Raw genomic sequence first — 24772 nt, 5'->3', positions numbered from 1 at the left:
GAGAGAGTACGCCTTACGACGACGCCAGCTTCGGCCGGCCGTAGATCGCATCCGCCCGCTTCTCGAATGCGATGGAGAAGCGCGCGAACGCGGCATCGAACATCGAGCCCATCAGCATCGCCAGCATCCGGCTCTTGAACTCGTAGGCCAGGAAGAATCCGACGTCGCAGACGCCCTCACCCTTGGGCTCGAACGTCCAGCGGTTCTCGAGGTTGCTGAACGGGCCTTGCAGATATTCGACCCGGATATTCAGATTGGCGCGGTCGAGAGTCACGCGGCTGGTGAAGGACTCCTTGACCAGCTTGAACGACACCGTCATGTCGGCGACCAGCACCTCGGTGCCGTCGGGTTTGGCCATCCGCTGGCGGATCTTGAGCGCGCTGCACAGCGGCACGAACTCCGGGTAGCGCTCGACGTCGGCGACCAGATCAAACATCTCGGACGCGCTGTGATGGACACGGCGCTTGCTTGAAAATTTGGGCATGGCGGTTCAGCGGGCAGTCGCGGCCCGTGCGGCCTTCAGTCTCGCAAAGTCCTCGCCGGCATGATGCGACGAACGGGTGAGCGGGCTCGCCGAAACCATCAGGAAACCCTTGGTGTAGGCGACCTTCTCGTAGGACGAAAACTCGTCGGGCGGCACATAGCGCATCACGGCGTGGTGCTTCCGGGTCGGCTGGAGATATTGCCCGATGGTCAGGAAGTCGACGTCGGCGGAGCGCAGATCGTCCATCACCTGCTGCACCTCGTGGCGCTCCTCGCCGAGGCCGACCATGATGCCGGACTTGGTGAAGATGGTGGGATCGAGCTCCTTGACCCGCTGCAACAGCCGGATCGAGTGGAAGTAGCGCGCGCCGGGCCGCACCGTGAGGTAACGCGACGGCACGGTCTCGAGATTGTGGTTGAAGACGTCGGGCCTCGCCGCGACGACGATTTCGAGCGCCCCCTCCTTGCGCAGGAAGTCCGGCGTCAGGATCTCGATCGTGGTTGACGGGCACGCGGCCCGGATCGCACGGATGGTCTCTGCAAAATGCTCGGCGCCGCCATCGGCCAGATCGTCGCGGTCGACGGAGGTGATGACGACGTGGGCCAGCCCCAGCTTGGCGACGGCTTCGGCAACGTTCTGCGGCTCGGCCGCATCCAGCGCATTGGGCATGCCGGTCTTGACGTTGCAGAACGCGCAGGCCCGGGTGCAGGTGTCCCCCATGATCATGAAGGTCGCGTGCTTCTTGTCCCAGCACTCGCCGATGTTCGGGCAGCCAGCCTCCTCGCACACCGTGTGCAGGCCGTTGGCGCGCACGATGTTGCGGGTGTCGGCATAGCCGCGGGTATTGGGGGCGCGCACGCGAATCCAGTCCGGCTTCGGCGGCGAAGCGGAATCAGGGCGATTCACCTTTTCAGGGTGGCGGGGGCGCAACGGGTTCGAGATGGTGTCGACAATAACGACCATGGGCTGTCCGGTCTGTTCAGGTCCTACCTAGTCGGTCTGGCTGCCTGCCGCAACCCGGCTCGCGCCGCTTCAGGGAACATGGCAGATATGGGCAATATCCTGCTCTGTTCTCAGGCGATTCTCACCTCGAATGGCTCCAACCTCGAAAGCCTCACCACCGCGGCTCGGCAAAGCCCTGAAGCGTGCGTTTTTCGGCCGCAGCGTCCACGAGGTCGCGCCCGACCTGATCGGGGCCACCATGCTGGTCAATGGCGTCGGCGGCCTCATCGTCGAGGTCGAGGCCTATCATCATACCGAGCCGGCGGCGCACTCCTACAATGGCCCGACGCCGCGGAACCAAATCATGTTTGGCCCGCCCGGCTTTGCCTATGTCTACCGCTCCTACGGCATTCACTGGTGCGTGAACTTCGTCTGCGAGGAGGAAGGCTCCGCCAGCGCCGTACTGATCCGCGCACTGGAGCCGACGCATGGCATCGCCGCGATGCGCCGCCGCCGCCATCTCCAGGAGGTGCACGCGCTGTGCTCGGGTCCCGGCAAGCTGACCGAGGCGCTGGGCATCACCATCGCGCACAACGCCCTGCCGTTGGACCGGCCGCCGATCACGCTGCATGCGCGGACAGAGGAGGTCGAGGTGGTGGCCGGCATCCGGATCGGCATCACCAAGGCCGTCGAGCTGCCCTGGCGCTATGGCGTCAAGGGCTCGAAGTTCTTGAGCAAGCCGTTCCCGAAGGAGGCCTAGAACCCGTTCCGATGGAACGGGCTCTAGATTCTAGTTTTGACGCGTTTTCTTGACGCGAACCGGTATCCACTTCGCTCGAAGACGCTCTACGACGCCTGCTTCAGCCGCTCCAGCGCCTCCAGCAGCTTGGCCTTGCGGGCCAGTGCTGCCTCGCGCTTTTCGCGCTCCTCCTCGACGACCTCTTCGGCCGCGTTGGCGACGAACTTCTCGTTCGCCAGCTTGGACTCGGCGCGCTTGATGTCGGCGTCGGCCTTGCCGATTTCCTTGTCGAGGCGCGTGCGCTCGGCGGCGACGTCGATCACGCCCTTCAGCGGCAGCGCGGCCACCTCGCCGCGCACGAGGAGCTGAACCGCGCCGTCAGGTGCGCGGTCGGCGAAGGAGATGTCGGACAGCCGTGCCATGCGCTTGATGACGTCGGTCCAGCGCGGCGCGCGTTCCTTCGTCTCGGTCGAGGCGCCCGCGAGCACCAGCGCCGTCAGCGTTGCCGGCGGGATGTTCATCTCGGCGCGCACCGAGCGGATCTGCGTGACCAGGTCGATCACCCAGCCGATCTCGGCTTCCGCCTTGGGATCGGTGAAGTCGGCATGGTCGAAGATCGGCATGATCAGGACCGGCGAGATCAACGGATCGGTCGGCCCGGCTGCCGCGGCGAGCATCGCGAGTTGCTCCGGCGTCGGCTCGGACGGTTTCAGCGGCCATTGCGCCAGCGCCAGCAGGCCGTCGCGCTTGGCCGTCACCTCCCACAGCTCCTCGGTGATGAAGGGCATGAAGGGGTGCAGCAGCTTCAGGATCTCGTCGCGCGCCCAGGCGACCATGGCGCGGGTTTCGTCCTTCGCGGGGCTGTCCGGACCGAGCAGCACGGGCTTTGCGAGCTCGACATACCAGTCGCAATAGACGTTCCAGACGAAGCGGTAGATCGCACCGGCCGCATCGTTGAAGCGATAGGCTTCGATTGCCTCGGTCACCTCGCGCGTGGTGTGCGCGCTCTCATGCGCGATCCAGCGGTTCAGCGTCTCCTTGGCCTTCGCCGGCTCGAAACCGTCGGGCACCGCGCAGTGGTTCATCTCCGCGAAACGCGACGCATTCCAGAGCTTCGTTGCGAAGTTCCGGTAACCCTCGACGCGGCTGGTGGCAAGCTTGATGTCGCGTCCCTGCGCCGCCATGGCGGCCAGCGTGAAGCGCAACGCGTCGGCGCCGTATTCGTCGATCAGGTTGAGGGGGTCGATGACGTTGCCCTTCGACTTCGACATCTTGGCGCCCTTCTCGTCGCGGACGAGGGCGTGGATGTAGATCGTCGAGAACGGCACTTCCTTCATGAAGTGCAGGCCCATCATCATCATCCGGGCGACCCAGAAGAAGATGATGTCGAAGCCGGTCACCAGCGCGTTGGTCGGGTAATAGCGCTGCACTTCCGGCGCGTCCTCGGGCCAGCCGAGCGTCGAGAACGGCCACAGCGCCGAGGAGAACCAGGTGTCGAGCACGTCCTCGTCACGCGTGATGAAGCCTTCGCGCTTGTTGCGGTCGAGCGCCATCTCGCGGCCCTGCTCGGCCGTGATGACCTCCTGCTCGACGTAATAGCCGAGCGCGTGGCTGACGGCCTCCTCCTCGGTCTCGGCGACGAACACCTTGCCATCGGGGCCGTACCAGGCCGGGATCTGATGACCCCACCACAGCTGGCGCGAGATGCACCAGGGCTGGATGTTCTCCATCCACTCGAAATAGGTCTTTTCCCAGTTCTTCGGCACGAACGTCGTTTCGCCCGAACGCACCGCGGCGATCGCGGGCTTTGCCAGCGTCTTGGCGTCGACGTACCACTGGTCGGTCAGATAGGGCTCGATCACGCTGTTCGAGCGGTCGCCGTGCGGCACCATGTGGGTGTGCGGCTCGATCCGCTCGACGAAGCCGAAGGATTCCAGTCGCTCGACGATGCGCTTGCGCGCCACGAAGCGGTCGACCTTGTGAAACTCCTCGGCGAACTGCGAAGCGCCTTCCGGCAAGTCGCGCAGGTAATCCTCGTTGTCGAGGAGATCGAGACAACCTTCCTTGTCGAGCACGCTGATCCGGCGCAGGCCATGGCGATTGCCGACCTCGAAGTCGTTGAAGTCGTGCGCCGGCGTCACCTTCACCGCGCCCGAGCCCTTGTCCGGATCCGAATACTCGTCGGTGATGATCTTAATCTTGCGACCGACCAGCGGCAGGATCACGTTCTTGCCGACCAGCTTCTGATAACGCTCGTCGTCGGGATGCACGGCCACGCCGGTATCGCCGAGCATGGTCTCGGGCCGCGTGGTGGCGACGACGATGAAGCTCGAGGGATCCTCCGGGCTGAACGTCTTGCCCTCGATCGGATAGCGCAGATACCACAGGCTGCCCTTGACCTCGGTCTGCTGCACTTCGAGGTCGGAGATCGCGGTCAGCAGCTTGGTGTCCCAGTTCACCAGCCGCTTGTCCTTGTAGATCAGGCCGTCGCGATGCAGCTCGACGAACACCTTGATGACGGCCTTCGACAGGCCCTCGTCCATGGTGAAGCGTTCGCGCGACCAGTCGCAGGAGGCGCCGAGGCGCTTGAGCTGGTTGATGATGGTGTCGCCGCTCTCGGCCTTCCACTGCCAGACCCGCTCCAGAAACTTCTCGCGGCCCATCTCGCGGCGGCTGGGCTGCTGACGCTCCATCAGCTGCCGCTCGACCACCATCTGGGTGGCGATGCCGGCATGGTCGGTGCCGGGCTGCCACAGCACGTCGCGGCCGCGCATGCGCTCGAACCGGCACAGGATGTCCTGGAGGGTGTTGTTGAGGGCGTGGCCCATATGCAGCGAGCCCGTCACGTTCGGCGGCGGGATCACGATGGTAAAGGGCACTGCGTCGCGGCGGTCGGGGCGGCCGGCCCTGAAGGCAAGGCTGTCCTCCCACACGACGGACATGCGGGCTTCGATATCGGCGGGCTGGTAATTTTTCTCGATCATGGGCTGCTAGAAAGCCGCGCGCGGGGGGCAAGTCAACGAAAAGGTCCGGGAGAGGATCAACGGAAAGCCCGGCGGCAAAACGGCTTTCCGGCCGGTCGGCAGGCCAAACAGGCGCATAAGAGGGGCTTTATGAGGGCTCGGGAGCCGCCCTCACCTGCCGCCGCGCGAGACCCGCTCGATTTCGGCCTTCACGATGCGTTCAACGAGGCCCGGCAGGTTGTCGTCGAGCCAGGATTTCAGCATCGGACGCAGCATCTCCTTGACCAGATCTTCCAGCGTCCGCGCATTGCTGCTGAGCACCGTGTGGGCCAGGGAATTGAAGGCGGATTCGACCGCCGAGACCGTCGATTGCGCCAGGATCGGCTGTTGGGGCGGCAGCGGCGGCGCATCGTAGTCCACCGGCGGATAGGACGGCGTCAGGCGCGGCGGCGATTCGGCGAATTCCAGATCGTCGCGCGGCTCGACCTTGCGGAAGCTCGGCGGCGGCGGAGGCGGCGTCGGCTCCGGATCCACCGCCATCTCGTCGGTCAATTCGAGCACGTCGGGTTCAGGTTCGGGCTCTGGCTCAGGTGCACGGACCTCGGGCGCAGGCGTAGCCGCGTCCAGCCCCGCCAGCAGAGCATCAATATCGTCCTGGTTATTGGATGCATCCGCCGCAGGTGCGGGCGGCGGCGGCGCTGGAGCCGGCTTCGCAACCGGCGGCGGCGCGGGCTTCTCGGCAGCAGGTTTCGCGGGAGCGACCTTGGATGGCGGAATGTCGTTCATTGCTGACGGCTTCGGCGCAGCTGCAGCGGGCGCTGGCTTGGCAGCTTCGGCCGGCGGCGGCTTGGCCTCATCGTCGGCAATGATGCGCCGGATCGAGGCCAGAATCTCCTCCATCGAGGGTTCTGTGACCTTTGCAGGCTGCGTCATCTCCGACTCCACATCATCAACGCCCTCGCATGCGTTGTTTTACACCAAGCACGACAGGATTGGCCGGTTCCGCAACGGACGCCCCGACATTTTCGTCGCGGCGGCCCGACTTGTCCCCAGTTCACGGCTCAACGTGCGGCGGTGCGCCCCTGCCCTCGGCACTCAAGCCTTTACGCACACGACATCAGGTGCCGGGCGAATCGACCCGCATCTTCTTGGCAAGGCTATGTCAGGGATTTTGATGATTGCAAGCAAAGCACCAGTCGGCCTCGGCTGTTTGCGAGGCCGACCGGATGACTACGGACCTTAGCGTCCGTCAGGCGTGCGCACGCCGGCCCAGCTGTCGCGGACCTGATGGTAGTGAACGCTCGCATCATAAACCGTGGTCGCAAGGCCGAGGACCTGCGGCGACAGACGGCCGATGGCGGCCAGAACCTGATAGGACGCGACCACGCGGTCGTGCTGTGCGGTCACCAGCGCGACGCGCGCGTTGACCAGCGCCTGCTGCGCGTTGAGCACGTCGAGGGTGGTACGCTGACCAGCCTTGGCTTCTTCGCGCACGCCGTTCAGCGCGATCTCGGACGCCGTGACCTGCGCCTGCGCGGACTGCACCTGGGCCTTGCCGGCCTGCAGCGAACCCCACCACTGCACGACCGTCGCGCGGGTCTGGTCGCGGGTGGTTTCGAGGTTGAGACGCTGCTGCGCCAGGTTTTCCTTGGACTGGCGGATCAGCGAATATGTATTGCCGCCATCGTAGAGCTGCCAATTGGCCTGCGCGATGGCGGACGCGTTGAACGACCTGTATTGAATCAAGGACTGTTCGTTCCCCTGCGTGGCCCCCACCTGCAACGCGATCGTCGGCAGCAGCGCGCCTTCGGCGACCTTGACCTGCAGAAAGTTGACGTCGATGCCGAACATCGCGGCCGTGACGTTGGGATGTTCGATCAGGCCGAGCTCGACTGCCCCGGCGAGGCTTGCGGGCAAGAAACGATCCACCGGCGAACCGGGCGCGAGGTTCGTCGGCTCGTTGCCGATGATGCGGCGGAAGTTCGCGCGCGTCGTGGTGAGATTTGCTTCGGCCGTGAGGGCCTGCGTCTTGCCAGCCGCCAGCTGCGCTTCCGATTGCGCAACGTCGGTGCGCGTCACTTCGCCGACGTTGAAGCGATCGCGCGTCTGCTTCAGCGTCTGCTCGAGCACGCGCACGTTGCTGCGCTGGACTTCGAGCGTAGCCGCATCGCGCAGATAGTCCATGTAGATCGAAGCGCCCTGAAGCAGCACGCTCTGATCCAGGCTGCGCAGCGCTTCGCGGGAGCCGGAAACCTGGCTCTCGGCGGCGCGCGTCCTGTTGCCGGTGATGTTGCCGTTATAGAGCGTCTGCGTGACGGTCACACCCACGCTGCGCGGCACGCTGGGCCCGTTGATTGGTGTGTTACCCGGCCCCGGCGAACTCAACGTATCCTGATATTGATAGCCGCCGTTCGCCGTCAGCGCGACCCTGGGGCGATAGCCCGACAACGCCTGAGGCACGTTCTCGTCGGTCGAGCGCACCTGGGCGCGCTGTGCGTTGAGCTGCGGATTGTTCTGATAGGCGCGCACCAAGGCGGCCTCGATCGTGTCCGCCAAGGCAGGCGTCGGCCCGGCAAGCGCCAGCAGCAGGACCGAAACCGCAGCTCCGGTGAAGAGCTTCACCCCATGCATCCCTTAAATTCCGTTCATTCTAACGCCCCGCTCGTGCCCGCGAGCTAGGATACCGTCTACCGAGTGGAGTCGTTGCCCCTCAGCAACATAGGCCGCCAATTGGCGCAACGGAACCACCTGAAGGTAGTTCCCGGTGGAAACTCTTCACGTGCAGCATCCGGGCCACACTTCTGATTCAGAACGGGATTTTAACGGGCCAAAGCCCTCAATCGGGACTTCAGAAGACGAAAGCGGCGGCCCGTTCCAACCCGGGAAGGACCGGAGCTGCGGCATCGAACAGCGCCCGATGGCCGAATTCACCGTGGGTATGGGTCACGATCACGGCCCGGGGGGGCGTGGATTGGGCCGACACCCCCACGAGGCGCCCGCCCTCCTTGAGCTGCCCGAGCAGCGCCTCTGGCGTCACCTCGAAGGCGCCGTTGAGGATAATGACGTCATAGGGAGCGGCAGAGGGATCCCCTTCGGCGCAGGCTGCGGCCTTGCACGTGACGTTGGCGAGACTGGCGCAAGCATCCTTGGCCTTCGCGGCCAGGGCCGAATCACATTCCGTCGCGGTGACCTGACGGGCGAGCGTAGCCGTCAGCGCGGCGAGGTAGCCCGTGGCGCAGCCGACCACCAGCACGTTGTCCCCCTCGCCGATTTCGGCGGCCTGGAGCAGCTTGCCGGTCAGCTGCGGCTTGATCAGGAACCGCTTGGCCCCGCCTTCGCTCACGTCGAGATCGAGGTCGAGATAGGCCAATGCCTGCCTGGCAACCGGCACGAACGCCTCGCGCGGAACTGTGAGCATCGCGTCGAGAATACGGCGATCGGTGACGTCATTGGTGCGCACCTGGCCATCGACCATTTTTAGGCGCGCGGTCGAGAAACCGGACATTTGCGGACCCTGCAATGCGGACGATGCCGCGGACGAAATTTGGCGGCATCTTTGGAACAGGCTCCGCGAAAACGCAACACGTCCGTTGGCCCGGGCGGACCGGGCTACGCAACCCACGGCGTCAAGTTGGTTGGTGAGCTATTCGATCGTGACTGCGAGGCGGCCGATCAATGCGGCGACTTCGTCGAGCCGCGCCGAATCGTGCGCCTCGACGGCGCGCGCGAGGCAGGCCAGGCATTCATCATCGCTGAGCTCGGGAACGTCCGCCGGCAGAATCGAGGGGGCCATTTCGGAACGGTCGAGGACGTCTGGCATTGGAATCACCTCCGTAAGGATCCGGCGCCTGCCAAGGTCGATTTGAATTGGGTCGAATTGGCGTCGCCCTCATGACGCGACCGCGCCCGACACACACAACTGCTTGAGTGCGATTCTGCACTGGGGCGGATATCACCTGAAGTGGTGCCGCGGCTGCATTAGAATGCGGGCGCAGGATATTGAAAACACATTGAAATATGATCTGGACGCTGGGCAGGCCGATGCATGGCTCGAAGGGAGTGTCCGTGCGAGCCTGTGCCCCTGCAAGTTCAGGCGACGGTTGCAAGGTAGAGCTGCGTGTCGAAATAGTCTGCGGCCCGCACGGGTGCGGTGACGCCGGCATCCGTCATGAAGAAGTCGCTGACCTGCTGGAGCCATTTCACGACGGTCCCGTCGGAATACAGCCGCTTCCATTCGCGCGAGGAATAGAGCTTCTGGGCCTTGAAGGCTTCCGCGATGTCGGCGGGACGCGACTGCCCGTAATGTGTCTGGAGCGCCTCCGCTGCGGCCGCCGGGTTGCGCACCATGTGGTCGTTCGCTTCCGCCCAGGCGCGGATGATCCGGGCCAGCACGTCCCTGTTCCCCGCATAAAAATCCATCCGCGCGGCCCAGCCGCCGAGCACGGCGGATTGCGGGTAGAAGGCGGAGGCGTCCACCAGCTTGACCGCATCCGGCAACGCCTCGCGGACGGCAATGTTGAACGGCACCCAGAGCGCAACGGCCGGCACCTCGCCGGCAATGAACGCCTTGACGGCGGCGGCCATGCTGCCGTTGACGATCTCGACCTCGGACGGGTTGACGTTGTTGGCTCGCAGCGCGCGATCGAGAAAGATGTGCGCCGTGGTCTTCATCGTCGTCGCGATCCGCTTGCCCCTGAGATCGGCCATCCCCTTGACGCCGAGCGTCGGCCGGACCCAGAGCTGTGCGGTCGCGACCTCAATGTCGTTGATGAGAAAGCCCCGGCCGCGGCCGAGCGCCAGATAGTTGGAGATGACGCCGCCGGCCGAGAGGACGTCGAGCTCACCTCGCGCCATCGCCTCGAAGACTTCAGGTCCGGTGTTGAACTCGTGCAATTCGAAATCGATCCCCTCGCGGTCGAACGAGCCGCGATCGAGCCCGGTCCAGATGTGTCCGTCCACGGCGACCACGTGGAGATAACCGAGCCGAATTCTGCTGCGCGCCTGCGCGATGGCTGGCGCCGCGTGCATTGACGCGGCCGCCAGCGCCGCGCCGTGCCGCAGCAATTGCCGGCGATTGAGACCACTGATGTTCATGCCGCCGCTCCCGCATTCCGGGCCGCGGACCGAAATCGCTGGGCATGAAATAGCGCGACGCTATCCTTGGGATAGTCGTGCAGGAAGGCCGACAGCCGGACCCGCGTCGTCTCGGCCGCGCCGTCCTGCGCGATCGCCGCAAAGACTTCATCCCAGCGTCGACACATCGCAACCTCGGCTTCATCGGCGTGCGCCAGCTCGCCGCGGAGCTCACTGACTTCGATCGCGTCGGCAAATCCCTTCGGCGTGATGCTGTCGACGCTGCGGAACAGGAACCGATCGCCGACGCTGGCGCGGACCGCCGCGCTGACCAGCACGCGCGTGCCGTAATTCTTGTTCAGTCCCTCCAGCCGCGACGCCAGGTTGATGGTGGCGCCAAGCGCGGTGTAGTTCATCCGGTCGCTCGAGCCGATGTTGCCGACCACGGCATCGCCGACATGCAGGCCAAAGCGGGTGTCGTAGGGCGGCCAGCCCTCACGGCGAAACTCCTTGTTGAGCGCTTCGTTGGCCGCAAGGCATGCCAGGATGGCACGGCAGGCATTGACGGTGTGGTCGGGATCGTCGGCCGGCGCGTTCCAGAATGCCATCACGGCGTCGCCGATATATTTGTCGATCGTGCCCTGGTACCGCATGATCTCGTCCGACAGCACCGCGAAATAACGCGAGGTGTGGATCATCACCTGCGACGGGTCGGCGCGCTCCGTCTTGGCGGTAAAGTCGGCGACGTCGGTGAACAGCACCGTGACCTCACGCCTTGAGCCGCCGAGGCTAAGCGAAGAGCCGGTCTCGATCAGCTGCCGCACGATCTGGCGCGGGATGAAGCTCGCAAAGCTGCGGACCACGCTGCGCATCGTGAACACCGAGCGGCCAAGCTCCTCGATCTCGGCGATGACGGAATGGACGCGCGGCCGCTCGGTAATCTCGAACCGCTGGATCGCGTCGGTCTCGTCGGCCAGTTTGCGCAGCGGCTGCGCCATCAGCGATCCCAGCCAGAACGCAAATGGCAGCGTGGCTCCGACAAAGGCCAGCGCCAACGCGAACAGCGTGCGGCGCTCGTCGATGATCTGCGCATAGAACTCGTCGAGCGGCGCGACCATCGCCATCCGGATATTGGCCGAGCCGGCCGTCTCGAGCCTGTGAACCGCTGCAACGTAGGTTCGGCCCGACGCGTCGGCAAAGAACTGCTGGGCCGCCCCGCCGTCCCGCCAGGAGCGGATGACCGGCACGAGCGCAGGCAGCCGGAGCGCGCCGATCTGTGGCAAGTCGTCCTGCCGCTCCGGAATCTCCGCCATCAGGCGGTTCATCTCGGGATGGCCGACGATGCGCCCGGCATCGTTGAACAGGAACGCCAGACCTGATTGGCCGAGCTTCTGCTCCGCCAGCATGTCCTCGAACCGGTTCAGCAGCAAATCACCCGCAATGACGCCGCGGCGCCCTTCCCTCAACGGCGTCCGCAGCGTGTAGCCCGGCTCGCCCGTGGCGTAGAAGACGTAAGGACCGGTCAACAGCGTCTTGTCATTCTTGAACGCCTCGACATACCAGGGCCGCTGCCGCGGGTCGTAGCTCGCGGGTCCGGCGACCTCGGCAACCTGAATGAGGTTTTCGGAGAGATATTGCGTGACAGGCGCGGCTCCCGCCGTGCGCGAGATCACGACCAGGCGGAAGGCAGCATCCTCGTCGACGTTCAAGCCCTTCCGGAACGACGGCTGGGCCCGATCAATCACGTCCATCTCGATGAACGAGCCGTCCTCGTAGCCGACATAGAGATTGAAGAGCTGCGGGTTGTTGCGCAGCATCGCCGCCATCAGGCTGTAGAGCCGCGTATTGTCCGCGATGTCGGCCTCCTGGATCGGCGGCAGGCCGGACAGGATGTCGAGATTGTCGCGGACATTCTTGAACTGCTCGTCGATGTGATCGGCGCCAAGCTGCGCCACCTTCTCGATGAAGCCAGAGGCGGCCGTCCTGGTGATGGCGGTCACGCGTTCGAAGCTGAGATAGACCAGCGTCAGGCCCACAAGCAGCACCACGCCCACGAACACCGTGATGATCGATGTCTGGTAGCCAATGCGAAATACGCGTTTGCTGGTTTTCTCTCCGGTCATCGGAGCTGCTTGAACGCCTCCATCAGTACTTTCGAACGATGGGCTTCGTCGCCGCCGGCGCGGGCGCTGCCGGCGAGACCGAGAAAGTAACCCAGGTCGACCAGCTGTTCGGCCGGTTCTCGGTCTCGAGGTCCTTGTAGCCTCGGACATTGAGATAGCCCTGGTAGCCGTCGGACATCGGGATCATGAAGCCGATCTGCGGACCGATGCCGACCGCCTGGCCGCGGAAGCCACCGAGCTTGGCGCCGGGACCGCTATCGTCGGTGATCTGCTGGAAGAAATAGCCGGCGATGCCGATGTGAACGTTCTTGCTGACGAACTGCGAGGCAGCCCAGTCGACATGAAAATCCATGCCGTTCTGATACTGGAGGGCCCCGTTCATGAAACTATAGGTGAGGCCGCCGACGATCGAGAATTCGTGTCCGGTCTTCGGATCGAGATAGGTGTAGCCGGCACCGACGTCGATGGCGGGGAAGCCAAAACTCAGATTGGCGAGCCGGCTGGAATCATAGGTGCCGCTCGGGATGTTGCCGGTGATGTAGACCAGCTCGTTGTGGACGCCCTGATTCCATTTCAGCGTGCCCTGGTAGAACACGTCGGTCAGCGTCGTGCGGTTGTCGGTGGCGCTGCCCGAGATCGTATTGCCGCGCGGACCGGTCAGCGTCGCATCGATGCCGGCGCCAATGTTGCCGGGCGCGGTGAGCACGGTGAAGCCGGCTTGGCCGCCCAGCACCGGCATCGGCGAGGTGTAGGTGATGCCCATGACGAGCGCGTCGGCATGTGCGTTGAGGCCGGCGGTCACCGAGCCGGGTATGCCGCCGCTGGTGACGAAGTTCTGCCCTCCTCCGGCCTTTTCGTTGAGGTGAAGGTAGATCGTCGAGTAGGCCCATCCAGGCGTTACGGGAACGGCGGCCAAGCTGCCGAAGATGCCCGGAAGCCAGAAGCTCACGCCGCCAGAAGCGGCAAGCGCAGGCTGAGCGGTGAAGCTCGCCAGCGCCAATGCAGTCCCGAGCCCGGCTTTGCGCATGTGTCCCGTCACGTCGCGTCTCCCTATTCTCTCACGTCTTCCACCCGAACGCATCATTCTCGCCCAATTGCACTACTTCTTGGCGCCTCCGATCGTGGCGGCGACACGCTCGGCATCGGGCAGTTTCCAGCTGTGGTCGAACAGCGGCTGCTCGGGCCCGTAGAGGCGGAATAGTAACTCGAACTTCCGCGCCGGATCGGTCGGCACCCAATTGGCTTCCTTGCCCTCCGGCGCCTTCGGGCCGAAATAGACGTCGACCGAACCGTCGGCATTCTTCTGGATGCCCGGGCTGATCGAAGCCCGGCTTGCGCTCGGCATGTTGCGCACCAGCGCGTGGGTCTCGCGGTCGTAGACTGTTGCGGACCAGTATTGCTTGACCGGCGCGTTGGCGGGCACCGTCAGGCGATAGGTGGCGGCGCCGTCGAACGGCTGGCCATCCCTGTCCTTGTTGGCCAACAGGTAGAACTGCGCGGTGCCCAGTCGCTTGATACCGGTGAAGCCAAGCGTGTAGGAGACGCCGCGCATGTCGACCGGATAGGTGTTCGGATCGGCGTATCCAGTGCTCGCCGCCTTGACCATCTCCGCCACCGCAGCCGGGAACCAGCGGATGCCCGGGTTGATTACGGCGAAGCCGGCGTCGTAGCGCTGTTCGAGTATCGCGTGGGCTTCGCGGGCCGCCTGATCGAGCAGCGCAACGGTCTTCTGATCCGGATTGAAGGCCTTGCCTTTCTCGATGCCAATGCTCGCGAGCTGGTCGATCATGGCGCGATCGCGATCGAGCCACGGCTCGTTCTGCACCACGCGGTCGAGGCTGCGATAGAAGCTCGCATCGAAGGGAATCGTGGAGTCGAACAGCACGTCGTAGGCGTCAGTGAAGTTGGTCTGCGGCGGATCCTTCGCTTGCGCGAGGGGATAGACCTTGACCTGCTTGCCGTAGGAGACCGACTTCGCCACGTCGGCATCGCCGTGGCTTGCGAGATTGGAGCGCAGCAGCGCGAAGCCGCTGAACGTGTCCGACTGAAGCGAGATGTAGCCCGCGGGCGCGTCGCCCTTGTAACCGGGCGGCAGGATCAAATATTTACCGCCCTGCCCTTTGTCGGCGCCCTCAGGTCCCGCATCCTCCAGCGGCATCTGCCACGCCGTGACGATGTTGCCCGCGATCGAACCGCCTTGCGCCGGCGGAATGTCGATCACGACCGGGCCGTCCTTCACGTTCCAGAACGACATCAGATAGATCGAGTCCGGATTGGGCGTCAGCGTCTGGTTCTTCCAGTTCACCGGCTTCGACCAGTAGATGATCTCGTTCGGCTTTGCCTTGGTCGTCCCAAGCATGGTCTGGAGCATGAGATCGGCATTCACCGCCGGCATGCCCCAGATCATCGCCTCGACTGCGCGACGCTGGATAGTGCGCGCGGCAACCTCATCCGGCGACAGACTCTGCGCATGCGCGCTCGCTGTCATCAGTGTCATGGCGATGGCGCCTGCGATTGCGTGTCTCATGACAGCCTCCATTCTCGTTCAGCCTTCAGCTCACCGGCTTCGGCTCGGGGAATTTCCACTTGCCGTTCAGAATTTCGGGACGCGGCCGATAGAGTCGCACCGTGTAGTTCCAGCCCTTCATGATCGGCAGGCAGTTCGGGATCTTGCCATCACAGCCACCGAACTGGACCACCGTGGCGCCGTCGGCTGATTTCGTCGCCGTCAGATTGTTGAGCGAGTAAGCGTTGTAGGGGTTCTTCTCGAAATAGCCCTCGGCGTTGTAGAGACTGATCGACCAGAAGCCGTCCACCGGCACATTGCCGGGGACGGTCAGCTTGTAGACGGTGCTGCCGTCGTTCTTCTCGGGGGTGACGCTGAGATAGGTGGCGTCCTTGTCGGGATTGCCGCCCCATCCCGCGGCGGTCGCGATCAGGTGCCGGATCGGATCGACCTGCCCCTTGGCGCCAAACGCATTCTTGAAGCCGCCTGCGGTTGACGACAGCACCAGGAGGGCGTCCCGCACCTTCTTCTGACTGACCGTATCCCAATTCGGTATCTCGAACTTGCCGGGCGCCTTCTGGCTGATCGTGACGGCGTCCTGGACTGCGCGGACCTTCTCGACATCCTTGGGATCGTTGGGATCGACGAGGGTTCGAAGCCCGATCAGCGCATAGCGTGTGCCGACCCTCTTCCGATCGTAGGTGTAACTTCCGGCGCGATACTCTATGTCGCCGACGATGTAGTGATCCTCGTTGACCACCATCAACGACCGGAACCGCTTGCCAGCGTCCGGCAACTTGATCGTTACCGGTCCCGCATCGAGATCAACGACGACCATGGAGTACAGCGTGTCACGATTCGACCGGATGACGCCCTGCTTATCGATCGCCATCGGCTCGCGATGGTGAAACAGCTTGCCGATGCCACCGGCGTCCTTGACGCCGTTGCCGAAGTACAGGTCGGATTCCGCGCGCCCAAAATTATCGACCGTCACCGGGACCGGCGACTGCGCCTGCGTGGCCGAGGTGAGGATGAGGAACGAAGCCGTCAGCACTGCTCTTTTCATGCGCCCTCTCGCTAGAACGGATTGACGTAATTCAGGATCGCGACCTGCCGCAGGATCACGCGGCGCACGACGTGGGTCGGTTTGACGTGATCGGTGTAGATCGCAGCCGTTCCGGCGCTGCCGGCCGGCAACCGTTTGACGAAATCGGCGTCGTCGAGTTTGACGCGTACGACGAAGGGGGCGGCCTCGATGGCTTTCGGCAGGACTGCCGTGCCCGATGTCTGCACCTGTCCGGGCGCGATCGCCTGGAGCACGCTCTCGACCTTGCCGGAGTAGATCTGCCCAGGTGCGAATTTGAATGTGGCCTCGACCTCCTGGCCGGGTGTCACGTAGCGCGCATCGTTCTGGTTGATCTCGACGCCGATGATGGTGCTTGAGACGTCAATGAACGCCATCACCGGCGCCAGCGGCAGGTTCGCCACGCGCGCGCCCTTGCGCAGCGCGAGATTGGTGACGTAGCCGTCGGCCGGCGCGCGCACCACTGTCTTGTCGAGATTCCACTGCGCGGCCTCGAGCTGGCCGGAGAGCTGGTCGGCCTCCGATTGCCGCTGTTCGACATCGAAGCCGCGGCCGGCGTCGCGCTCGTAGAGCTGCGTCATCTGGCCGAGGCGCGTCTTGGCGAGCTTGAACTGCGCGTCGATCGCCTTGACCTGCGCCGCGTAAGGCGTCGGGTCGATCTTGAACAGGACATCGCCTGCCCTCAACGGCGTGTTGGCGAGAACCGGAACATCCGTCACCTCGCCCGCCACATCAGGCACGATCGAGACTGCATTGCGCACGACCAGCGCATTGCCCTGCGGTGCGCCCCACCCCATCGGGATCAGCAGTCCGAACAGCAGCAGCACCAGCACGATCGCGGGCGACGCCTTCCAGAACAGGTTGAAGCGTACGATCCCGAAATGCACCAGCAGGAACAGCAGCACCAGATAGGTATTGAAGAGCGCGACACCCATCACGCATCTCCCGCCTTGCGTGCGGGCACGTCGAGATAGGCCCAGATCAACGCGATCGGCCACAGCGCGAAGCCGAAGAACAGCGTGATCCAGCCGGCGACAGTCACTGCCTGCGCATGAGGATGGTTGCGCGACTTCGCGATGTGGCCGGGCAGCCAGCCCGCGATACAGACCACGCCGATCGCGCTGGCGAGCAGGATCACCAACACGATCCAGGCGAAGATGTCGTAGCCGCTCATGACCGCCGCCTCATTGCGTCAGTGACGTGCCTTCATTGGCAGTAGTCCCAAAAACCCTGCGTGCGGGATGGATCGGTGTAGTACCAGCACATCCCCGGCGCGGGCGCAGCACCCGCCCAGGCCACAGCCGTGGCCGCTGTCACGAAGCCGATCGCAGCACCGGCGGCGATCGCGCCGCCCCTCGGCCAGTGGTAATAGCCGGGTCGCGCCCAGCCGCCGCGCCCGGCCACGGCCGTGGTGCTGCGGACGGCGACGTTGCCGCGCGGTCCGACCACTGCGGTCCGGCCGCGATAGGCGGCGCCTCGGGGGCCGACCACGGCGCCGCCGCGATGGACCACGGCACCACCACGTGGGCCCATGGCGGCCCCGCCGCGGCGAACAGCGGCACGCACCTCGATCAGATCGGATGGTCCAGTCGCGCCCTGCTGGATTGCTGCTGGCTGGAGCGGCGCCGCCGACACCGTTCCGACCGGAAGCGACGCGCCGGTTGCCAACGCCAGCAGGCAGTTCGTCCACCGAAACATGCGCATATGTCCAGACATCCTTGTCCCTCCCTTTGTTATTGCTGTCGTTGATGCAGCTTCCCGCACGCGTCCTCGTCATTGCGACGCTTCCGCGGTGCCGCGTTCGGACGCAAACACCGTCGTCCAGTCCTTTGCCATGTCGACGACGGTCCAGCCGCGCTGCGTGGCCTCGTCCCAGGCCTTGTCGAGCTTTCCGATCTTGGACTCCCTGTCGTAGGAATATTCGCGGGCCGCATCGGTGTGATGGACGATGCCGACGAAGCGCGCTCCGCCGCACTCCAGACCGCGACAGCATTGATGGCGGCGAAACCGATCAGAAACCCACGCCGGGTGGCAGATGCGAGGGAAACGGGCATTCTGGATCTCACAGGCGCAAGTGAGTAACTACGAAGGTGGCACCGGCCCGCAACGACGCGGGCCGGTGAGGATGGGGTGTCAGCTATTTGACTCCGCGTTGCTGGAGCTGCTGTTCGATCATCTGATTGACGCCCGAGCGTATCTTGTCGATGCTCTGGGCGCGTTGTCCCGCCCTGGCGCGGTTGTCCTTGATCTCATCGAGCTGCTCTTCAAGGATCGTGGCCGGTACGAAACTCGGTGGGAACGACCGCGGCGGAAAATCCTTGAAGGTCATGACGAAGGCGCCGACGTCGTCCATCGCGCCGTAGACCTGCCCGACATGGTTGAGTTGCCAGTCCCAGAATGTGTTCGAGGTGATGTCAGCCCGCTCGAACGGATCCTGAAGCAGGTTGAATATCTTCTGGAGGCGTAGCTTGGTGAAGGGCTCGGCCCAGACGCCCAGTGTGCCGGGCAGACGCTGCTCGGCGTAGACATACTTGTAGTCGCCCTTGCGCAAGGCCACGAGCAAGCCGTCATCATCCGAGTAGAAGAACTTGTCACGAGCGCTCTTGGTGCCGTTGTTGTTGCCGGCCGTGCCACTGACGTTGCGCAGGAATGCGGTCTGGTCGAACCCGTCGAGATGGACCTTGTAGTTGATGCCGTTGGCGGTGTACCCGGCGCTCAGCTTGTTGACGATGTCGGGCTCACCTGCCGCCGAGCACAACGTCGGAATCCAGTCGTTGTGGCTCATCAGCTCATTGGTGACCGTGCCCGGCTAGATGACGCCCGGCCAGCGCACCAGGCACGGCACGCGGAAAGCGCCTTCCCAGTTGGTGTTCTTCTCGGAACGGAACCAGGTCATCGCGCCGTCCGGCCAGCTGTTCATGTGAGGACCGTTGTCGCTGGAGTAGACGACGATGGTGTTGTTGGCGATCCCCATATCGTCGAGGGCTTTGAGCAGAGTACCCACCGTATCGTCATGCTCCTGCATGCCGTCGATGTATTCGCTGTCGCCATGCGTGTAGCGGCCGCGATGATCGGTACGCACATGGGTGCGCAAATGCATGCGCGTGGCGTTGAACCAGCAGAAGAACGGTTTGCCGGCGGCCTGTTGCCGTTTCATGTAGTCGATGGCCGCGGCCGACGTCTCGTCGTCGATCGTTTCCATGCGCTTCTTGGTCAGCGCGCCCGTATCTTCGATGGTCTGTTTGCCGATCTTGCCGAAGCGGGGGTCTACGGTCGGATCGTCGCGGTCTGCCGCCTTGCACCTCAGCACGCCTCGGGGGCCGAACTTGGCGAGGTAGCTGGGGTCTTTGGGATAGTCGGGTAGTTCCGGCTCCTCCTCGGCGTTGAGATGATAGAGATTGCCGAAGAATTCGTCGAAGCCGTTGACGGTCGGCAGCGACTCGTTGCGGTCGCCGACGTGGTTCTTGCCGAACTGTCCGGTGCCATAGCCGAGATTTTTGAGGAGGCCGCCAATCGATGGGTCGAGCTGGCTCATGCCCATCGGCGCACCGGGAAAGCCGACTTTGGTCAGGCCGCTGCGAATGCCGTGTTGGCCGGTCAGGAACGCCGCGCGACCCGCCGTGCATGATTGTTCGCCGTAATAGTGGAGGAACTTGATCCCCTCGCGTCCGATGCGATCGATGTTGGGCGTCTCGTAGCCCATCAATCCGTTGGAGTAGGCGCTGATGTTGGCGATGCCGATATCGTCGCCCCAGATCACGAGAATGTTGGGCTTGCCTGCCGCTGGCTGAGCTGCCGCCGGCGCGCGAGAGGGCGCTGCTTGCTGCGCTTGCGCCAGTGCTTCCGAGGTCAGCGTCGCTGCTGCGACGATCGATGATGTTCCAAGGAGCAGATTTCTGCGGTTGATCGTTTGTTCAGCGTCGGAGGAATTGTTCTTGTTCTTTAGTTCGCCGCTCATTTCTACGCTCCCTGTGTTTCATTGGTCGTTCACGTCAGCCGCTCGGCGTTGCTGCCAGGCGGTCACGCCACGCTATTGCGTGACTTGAAAACTCCTCTGCATCTTCTCGACGATCTGATCGATGCTGAAGCTCGACGGCCGCTGACTCGGGGGAAATTCCTTGAAGGTGGCGAGGAACTCCCCCACAATTCTAGGCGCAGCAATGAACACACCCGCGCCGTCCGTCATGAGCCAGTCGTAGTAGGTGTTCGACGTGATATCCGCGCGCTCGTAGGGGTCCGAGCGCAGATCGAAGATTTTCGGCACGCGCAATTTGGTAAACGGCTCGGCCCAAATTCTTAATGTACCTTGCGCACGCTGCTCTTCGAAGACGACTTTCCAGTTCTCGTAGCGCAGAGCCACCACGTCGCCATCATCGTCGAAGTAGACAAACTCCTTGCGCGCGCTGCGCTCCTGCTGACCCGTGAGGTGGGGAAGCTGGTTATATCCGTCGAGATGGACCTTGAACGTTTTGCTTCCGGCCTGGTGCCCCCTCAGCAGCTTGTCCTTGATATCCGGTTCGCCCGCGACCGCCAGCAGGGTCGGCATCCAGTCGAGCGCGCTGATCGTCTCGTTCGAGATCGAGCCGGGTTGAATTCGTCCTGGCCAGCGGATCATGCACGGCACGCGGAACGCGCCCTCCCAGTTGGTGTTCTTTTCGCTGCGGAACGGCGTCGTTCCCGCATCCGGCCAGGAGTTCTGATGCGGCCCATTATCCGTGGTGTAGATCACGACGGTATCGTTACCGATGCCGAGATCGTCGATAGCCTTGAGCACCGTTCCGATCGTCGCATCGTTTTCGATCATGCCGTCGGCGTATTCGGTCCTGGCCGTCAGCCCGGGCGGGCCACGATGGGACTCCCGTACATGCGTGCGAAAGTGCATTCGGGTCGTGTTGAACCAGCAGAAGAATGGCGTGTTGGCCTTCGCCTGACGTTGCATGAAATCGATGGCGGCAGCCGATGTTTCGTCGTCGATCGTTTCCATCCGTTTCTTGGTGAGTGCGCCGGTGTCCTCGATGGTCTGCTTGCCGACCTTGCCCCAGCGCGGATGTTCGGTCGGATCGTCGCGATCCGACGCCTTGCAACGCAGCACGCCCCGTGGGCCGATCTGGTCCCGCATACCGGTCGGATAAAAGCGGTTCTCCGGATCTTCCTCGGCGTTGAGGTGGTAGAGATTGCCGAAGAATTCGTCGAAGCCGTGCACGGTTGGCAGATATTCATTGCGGTCGCCGAGGTGGTTCTTGCCGAACTGCCCGGTGGCGTAACCAAGCGGCTTCAACAACTCTGCGATGGTCGCGTCTCGCGCTTGCAGACCCACGGTCGCGCCGGGAATGCCCACCTTTGAAAGGCCGGTGCGCAGCGTGCATTGGCCAGTGATGAACGAGGACCGCCCCGCCGTGCAGCTCTGCTCGGCGTAATAGTCCGTGAACATCATGCCTTCTTTCGCGATGCGGTCGATGTTCGGCGTGCGATAGCCCATCACACCAAAGGAATAGGCGGAGACATTGGTCTGTCCGATGTCGTCGCCGAAGATCACGAGGATGTTCGGCTTGCGGCCGGACGCCGATGAAGCCGCCGGGCTCGCGGCTGAACCCGGCGCCGCTTTCTGCGCTTGCGCCAGTGCCTCCGATGTCAGCGTCGCCGCGGCGACGATGGACGAAGTTCCCAAAAGCAGTTTTCGGCGATTGATCGACTGGTCAGCCCCGGACTGGGTGTTGTTCTTCTCCAACTCGCTGCTCATGCGATACTCCCTATCTTGCTATGTTGCAGCAGACCCTTCTTGTTCGCGATGAACAACGAGAGGCGTCCGCATCACGCAGCGGAAGCCGACATGGCTGGTTGAAGTATCGATCGGCTCGGCGTGGCGCGCCGCGGGGCGGTAGCGACGGCAATAGTTCGGCGCGCAGAGATGCGAGCCGCCCTTCAAGACTTTGCGCGGGATGCGGATGTCGGGTTGACATGGATCAAAGCTCGCCTCCTCGCGGCCGCCGAGGGGATTTCTGGGAATGCAGCAAGGCTTTGCGGTATCGGCGGCATGCTTTGACGACCACCAATCCGAGGTCCACTCCCAGACATTGCCGATCATGTCGTGGAGGCCGTAGCCGTTCGGCGGGAAAGCCATGACCGGCGAGGTACGCTTGAACCCATCCTCGCCGAGATTCTGGACCGGGAAATTGCCCTGCCAGACGTTAGCCATGTGCTTGCCGCCCGGCATCAGCGCATCCCCCCAGGCGAACTCCTCGCCGTCGAGGCCGCCGCGCGCGGCGAACTCCCATTCCGCTTCCGTCGGCAGTTCCTTGCCGGCCCAGCGGGCATAGGCGGCTGCATCGCTGTAGGAGACATGCACGACCGGATGGTCGTCGAGGCCCTTGATGTTGCTGCCGGGGCCGTAAGGATGGCGCCAGTTGGCGCCGCGCGTGAAGGACCACCATTGGCTCCAGTCGGTGAGATCGGTGATGCGCGGCAGCGGCTCGAACACCAGCGAGCCGGCGTAGAGCATCTCCTTCAGCGCGCCGGGATAGTCCTTGGGGTCGGGAACGATCTGCGCCTCGGTGACGTGGCGGGTCGCGTTGACGAATTGTTTGAACTGCCGGTTGGTGACGGGGGTGCGGTCGATCCAGAAACCGTCGACGGAGACGCGGTGGCTCGGCGCCTCCTCGGGATAATGATGGTCGGATCCCATACGGAAGGTCCCGCCGGGAATGAAGACCATCTCGCCGGACTTCACGTCGTCCGGCAACCACTCGCAGTGATCCGTATCCGCCCGCAGCATCGTGGAAACTCCGATACGAGTATTCCACCCGATACTATGGCGCGGACTTCAGCAGGCGTCGACGAGAGCATATTGCCCGGCAGTCTGGACGCATTGTCTGGTCCCCTCTTCTTGGCGCCGAGGGTGTGAGATAGGTGTCGTAGACTTGCGTCAGCATCTCTCCCTCTTTTGCGTACATCCTTCGAGTGCGCGGCAACACTATACCGCCTCCCCCGCCCCGCGGTTCGCAGAGCGATCGTCGCCGATATCGCCTAGGTTGCAAATGGTATCCGAAGATTGGATGCCCGTGATGTGCAGTTTGTGCCAAGACGTCGCGCCGATCGGTGAGGCTTAACGACACATGTCGCAAATTCCTCAATCCACAGTGTCATTTGGCGCGCAGCTCGCGTCAAATTCGGCGATAATTTACCTCAAAGCGCGAACTCGGACTGTCGTACCCACTTCGCGTTGTAGTGGTGTTCAGCCGCCGCCTGCCGCAGAATTGTCGCGCTTGAGTAACAGGGTGGCGCCATGGGCCAATTCCTTCTGGTTGATTCGCGTAAGCTCGACGGCTTCGAAGGTCTTCACCAGGCCGTTCACGGCTCGCACGTCGATGTCATGCAGCTCGGGCGCGGGCGATTGCGCGGATCGCTCTCCCATGTCGGCATCGGCGATTTCTCGCTCAGCATCGGCACCTTCAGCGTCGGCATGCGTACGCAGCGTGTCGCCAGCGACGACAAGCTGATCATCGGGATGCTGCTCGCGGCCGAAGAGCGCGTCACCCACTGGTCCTTCGACATGCGCCTCAACGACGTGCTCGTGATTCCGCCGCTGCTCGAGCATGACGGAATCTTTCACGGTGGATCCGCTTACGCCGCCATGCGCTTCGACATCAACGAGGTCGCATCGCTGTTCGGCGGCGAAGCGAGGCTGAGCAATCCCGACACCTGGCGCAGGCGCGACCATTTCCGGGCGGCCCCCGATAGCGGCGCGATCGCCGCACATCGTCTGGTCCGGATCATGTCACATCTGCGCACCTACAGGAGCGGCCTGACGCCCTCGACCGCCGATTTCTGGAAGCGATCGATCGTCGAATGCATGGCGGCCAACGTGATGTCGTCGCTACCGCCCGACGACACCGGCTGGCTGCCTTCGGCGAGGCGGCTGATCCGCCGGGTCGAGGAGTATCTCGACGAGGCCGGCACGCGCCCGGTGCATGTCTCGGAGATCTGCGCCGCTCTCGGGGTGTCGCGCCGCACCCTCCATCGCGCGTTCCAGGAGGTGTTCGGCTTGGGCCCGGTCAGCTTCCTCAGGCACAAGCGGCTGTGTGCCGTTCATTCCATTCTGCATGAGAGCGTGCCGGGCTCGACGACCGTGGCCGCTGTCGCCATGCAGCAGGGCTTCTACGAGCTCGGGCGGTTCTCGCAGTATTACCATGCGATGTTCGGGGAACGTCCGTCGCAGACCCTGGGAGGACGAACTGTCCCTCGCCTGAGGGTTCAACCCTCTGAGCATGAATTATAGGCGCCCGGTTCGGCTGTGCTGGGGGACGGCTAGGGTCCGACCGATTCCCTCTCCACCGGCCGATTGCACAGCCGTGCACCGGCCCCAACGCGGCGGTCGCGGGTAGTGTTGCGCAATTGCAACGCAAGTAAGGCTTTGAATTTGCTGGATTTTGGCTCCCCGGGCTGGATTCGAACCAGCGACCATCCGATTAACAGTCGGATGCTCTACCGCTGAGCTACCGAGGAAAGGGCGAACCAGTCGTTCGCGCGCGGCTGCGTATAACAAAGCCGCTTGCGCTTGCAAAGGACGAATTCGCGATCTTGCACAATGCGCCGAGGAAGGGCCGCCGCCCCTCCCCTGGCTCACGTCAGGTCAAGCTATTCGGCGACGAAGGACGTGGTCTTGGTTCCGGAGTCGTAGCGCAGCCGAAGCGCGGTGATCTTGCAGAGGTTGACGTTCTTCCAGAGCACGGATTCGTCATAGTTCTGCCAGTCGACGCGGATGTTCCAGACACTCGGAAAAATCTAGCAGAAACAAGCCGGTCGTCAGTCACTTCCAACTAAAGGCCGCATAGGGCGGCATAAGGAGAGACTGCCATGAG

The 24772-nt window shown here is 63.7% G+C and carries 20 protein-coding genes, 1 tRNA gene and 2 pseudogenes; 2 read left to right on the top strand and 21 right to left on the bottom strand.

What is annotated here, in order from left to right:
• Positions 1-13: 13 nt before the first annotated feature.
• Both IVB46_RS26780 and lipA read right to left on the bottom strand, forming a co-directional pair.
• The gene (locus IVB46_RS26780) at positions 14-484 is read right to left on the bottom strand and encodes a type II toxin-antitoxin system RatA family toxin (RefSeq protein ID WP_071914058.1); all 471 of its coding nucleotides are present in this window, start codon (positions 482-484) and stop codon (positions 14-16) included.
• A gap of 6 nt (positions 485-490) precedes the next feature.
• Positions 491-1447 carry a lipoyl synthase gene (gene lipA / locus IVB46_RS26775; protein ID WP_063983327.1) on the bottom strand — a complete coding sequence of 319 codons (957 nt, stop codon included), beginning with the start codon at positions 1445-1447 and terminating at the stop codon, positions 491-493.
• Between the two features lie 130 nt (positions 1448-1577).
• Between lipA and IVB46_RS26770 the strand changes: the two genes are divergently transcribed.
• A complete protein-coding gene (locus IVB46_RS26770; protein WP_247310354.1) occupies positions 1578-2186 on the top strand; it encodes a DNA-3-methyladenine glycosylase in 609 nt (202 codons plus the stop codon).
• Positions 2187-2272: 86 nt separating this feature from the next.
• Here the strand turns inward: IVB46_RS26770 and IVB46_RS26765 are convergent, their stop codons facing one another.
• The 18 genes and pseudogenes from IVB46_RS26765 to IVB46_RS26680 form a co-directional block, all read right to left on the bottom strand.
• Positions 2273-5149, bottom strand: a complete 2877-nt coding sequence (locus IVB46_RS26765) for a valine--tRNA ligase (protein ID WP_247343823.1) — start codon at positions 5147-5149, stop codon at positions 2273-2275.
• A 150-nt stretch (positions 5150-5299) separates the two neighbouring features.
• Positions 5300-6061, bottom strand: coding sequence for a DUF2497 domain-containing protein (locus IVB46_RS26760; protein WP_247343820.1), 762 nt, complete (start codon positions 6059-6061; stop codon positions 5300-5302).
• A gap of 306 nt (positions 6062-6367) precedes the next feature.
• The gene (locus IVB46_RS26755) at positions 6368-7759 is read right to left on the bottom strand and encodes a TolC family outer membrane protein (protein WP_071914064.1); all 1392 of its coding nucleotides are present in this window, start codon (positions 7757-7759) and stop codon (positions 6368-6370) included.
• Positions 7760-7976: 217 nt separating this feature from the next.
• Positions 7977-8633: a protein-L-isoaspartate O-methyltransferase gene (locus IVB46_RS26750; RefSeq protein ID WP_176400466.1), complete on the bottom strand. Its 657-nt coding sequence runs from the start codon at positions 8631-8633 to the stop codon at positions 7977-7979.
• A gap of 138 nt (positions 8634-8771) precedes the next feature.
• Entirely contained in the window at positions 8772-8948 is a 177-nt protein-coding gene (locus tag IVB46_RS26745) for a hypothetical protein (RefSeq protein ID WP_094183926.1), read from the bottom strand.
• A 269-nt stretch (positions 8949-9217) separates the two neighbouring features.
• Positions 9218-10222 carry an ABC transporter substrate-binding protein gene (locus IVB46_RS26740; RefSeq protein WP_208086765.1) on the bottom strand — a complete coding sequence of 335 codons (1005 nt, stop codon included), beginning with the start codon at positions 10220-10222 and terminating at the stop codon, positions 9218-9220.
• Complete coding sequence (locus IVB46_RS26735) at positions 10219-12324, bottom strand: adenylate/guanylate cyclase domain-containing protein (RefSeq protein ID WP_247343817.1); 2106 nt, start codon at positions 12322-12324, stop codon at positions 10219-10221. The genes IVB46_RS26740 and IVB46_RS26735 overlap by 4 nt, the downstream gene beginning before the upstream one ends.
• Positions 12325-12346: 22 nt before the next feature.
• Positions 12347-13363 carry a transporter gene (locus IVB46_RS26730; protein WP_247310361.1) on the bottom strand — a complete coding sequence of 339 codons (1017 nt, stop codon included), beginning with the start codon at positions 13361-13363 and terminating at the stop codon, positions 12347-12349.
• Between the two features lie 60 nt (positions 13364-13423).
• Positions 13424-14851, bottom strand: coding sequence for a DUF1254 domain-containing protein (locus IVB46_RS26725; RefSeq protein WP_247310363.1), 1428 nt, complete (start codon positions 14849-14851; stop codon positions 13424-13426).
• Positions 14852-14876: 25 nt separating this feature from the next.
• A complete protein-coding gene (locus tag IVB46_RS26720) occupies positions 14877-15896 on the bottom strand; it encodes a DUF1214 domain-containing protein (protein WP_247310365.1) in 1020 nt (339 codons plus the stop codon).
• A gap of 11 nt (positions 15897-15907) precedes the next feature.
• Positions 15908-16849 (bottom strand): efflux RND transporter periplasmic adaptor subunit, encoded by a 942-nt coding sequence (locus IVB46_RS26715; protein ID WP_247310367.1) that lies wholly within the window; start codon positions 16847-16849, stop codon positions 15908-15910.
• The gene (locus IVB46_RS26710) at positions 16849-17088 is read right to left on the bottom strand and encodes a DUF3302 domain-containing protein (protein ID WP_014495358.1); all 240 of its coding nucleotides are present in this window, start codon (positions 17086-17088) and stop codon (positions 16849-16851) included. Before IVB46_RS26710 ends, IVB46_RS26715 begins: the two co-directional genes overlap by 1 nt.
• 32 nt (positions 17089-17120) lie before the next feature.
• A complete protein-coding gene (locus tag IVB46_RS26705; RefSeq protein ID WP_225048827.1) occupies positions 17121-17612 on the bottom strand; it encodes a hypothetical protein in 492 nt (163 codons plus the stop codon).
• A gap of 75 nt (positions 17613-17687) precedes the next feature.
• Positions 17688-17885 (bottom strand): annotated as a pseudogene (locus IVB46_RS26700) (haloacid dehalogenase-like hydrolase); the annotation flags it as partial.
• A gap of 166 nt (positions 17886-18051) precedes the next feature.
• Positions 18052-19872 (bottom strand): annotated as a pseudogene (locus IVB46_RS26695) (arylsulfatase).
• A 72-nt stretch (positions 19873-19944) separates the two neighbouring features.
• On the bottom strand, positions 19945-21654 hold the full coding sequence (locus IVB46_RS26690; protein ID WP_247310371.1) for an arylsulfatase: 1710 nt from the start codon (positions 21652-21654) through the stop codon (positions 19945-19947).
• A gap of 18 nt (positions 21655-21672) precedes the next feature.
• Complete coding sequence (locus tag IVB46_RS26685; RefSeq protein WP_247310373.1) at positions 21673-22686, bottom strand: formylglycine-generating enzyme family protein; 1014 nt, start codon at positions 22684-22686, stop codon at positions 21673-21675.
• Positions 22687-23145: 459 nt separating this feature from the next.
• Positions 23146-23325, bottom strand: coding sequence for a hypothetical protein (locus IVB46_RS26680; RefSeq protein ID WP_223153560.1), 180 nt, complete (start codon positions 23323-23325; stop codon positions 23146-23148).
• Here IVB46_RS26680 and IVB46_RS26675 point away from each other — a divergent pair.
• Complete coding sequence (locus IVB46_RS26675; protein WP_247310375.1) at positions 23305-24189, top strand: helix-turn-helix domain-containing protein; 885 nt, start codon at positions 23305-23307, stop codon at positions 24187-24189. The genes IVB46_RS26680 and IVB46_RS26675 overlap by 21 nt on opposite strands.
• A gap of 152 nt (positions 24190-24341) precedes the next feature.
• Here IVB46_RS26675 and IVB46_RS26670 read toward each other — a convergent pair.
• Positions 24342-24416: transfer RNA gene (locus IVB46_RS26670), tRNA-Asn, on the bottom strand.
• Positions 24417-24772: the final 356 nt, after the last annotated feature.

This window comes from Bradyrhizobium sp. 61, assembly GCF_023073075.1.
GTDB classification, from domain to species: domain Bacteria; phylum Pseudomonadota; class Alphaproteobacteria; order Rhizobiales; family Xanthobacteraceae; genus Bradyrhizobium; species Bradyrhizobium barranii.
This window is presented reverse-complemented; position numbering and strand designations above follow the sequence as displayed.

Coding starts and splice junctions, on each gene's coding strand:
- IVB46_RS26685 (WP_247310373.1), bottom strand. CDS start 22,686: ATGCTGCGGGCGGATACGGATCACTGCGAGTGGTTGCCGGACGACGTG.
- IVB46_RS26765 (WP_247343823.1), bottom strand. CDS start 5,149: ATGATCGAGAAAAATTACCAGCCCGCCGATATCGAAGCCCGCATGTCC.
- IVB46_RS26725 (WP_247310363.1), bottom strand. CDS start 14,851: ATGAGACACGCAATCGCAGGCGCCATCGCCATGACACTGATGACAGCG.
- IVB46_RS26735 (WP_247343817.1), bottom strand. CDS start 12,324: ATGACCGGAGAGAAAACCAGCAAACGCGTATTTCGCATTGGCTACCAG.
- IVB46_RS26690 (WP_247310371.1), bottom strand. CDS start 21,654: ATGAGCAGCGAGTTGGAGAAGAACAACACCCAGTCCGGGGCTGACCAG.
- IVB46_RS26755 (WP_071914064.1), bottom strand. CDS start 7,759: ATGCATGGGGTGAAGCTCTTCACCGGAGCTGCGGTTTCGGTCCTGCTG.
- IVB46_RS26715 (WP_247310367.1), bottom strand. CDS start 16,849: ATGGGTGTCGCGCTCTTCAATACCTATCTGGTGCTGCTGTTCCTGCTG.
- IVB46_RS26680 (WP_223153560.1), bottom strand. CDS start 23,325: ATGGGAGAGCGATCCGCGCAATCGCCCGCGCCCGAGCTGCATGACATC.
- lipA (WP_063983327.1), bottom strand. CDS start 1,447: ATGGTCGTTATTGTCGACACCATCTCGAACCCGTTGCGCCCCCGCCAC.
- IVB46_RS26720 (WP_247310365.1), bottom strand. CDS start 15,896: ATGAAAAGAGCAGTGCTGACGGCTTCGTTCCTCATCCTCACCTCGGCC.
- IVB46_RS26710 (WP_014495358.1), bottom strand. CDS start 17,088: ATGAGCGGCTACGACATCTTCGCCTGGATCGTGTTGGTGATCCTGCTC.
- IVB46_RS26780 (WP_071914058.1), bottom strand. CDS start 484: ATGCCCAAATTTTCAAGCAAGCGCCGTGTCCATCACAGCGCGTCCGAG.
- IVB46_RS26760 (WP_247343820.1), bottom strand. CDS start 6,061: ATGACGCAGCCTGCAAAGGTCACAGAACCCTCGATGGAGGAGATTCTG.
- IVB46_RS26705 (WP_225048827.1), bottom strand. CDS start 17,612: ATGTTTCGGTGGACGAACTGCCTGCTGGCGTTGGCAACCGGCGCGTCG.
- IVB46_RS26750 (WP_176400466.1), bottom strand. CDS start 8,633: ATGTCCGGTTTCTCGACCGCGCGCCTAAAAATGGTCGATGGCCAGGTG.
- IVB46_RS26770 (WP_247310354.1), top strand. CDS start 1,578: ATGGCTCCAACCTCGAAAGCCTCACCACCGCGGCTCGGCAAAGCCCTG.
- IVB46_RS26745 (WP_094183926.1), bottom strand. CDS start 8,948: ATGCCAGACGTCCTCGACCGTTCCGAAATGGCCCCCTCGATTCTGCCG.
- IVB46_RS26740 (WP_208086765.1), bottom strand. CDS start 10,222: ATGAACATCAGTGGTCTCAATCGCCGGCAATTGCTGCGGCACGGCGCG.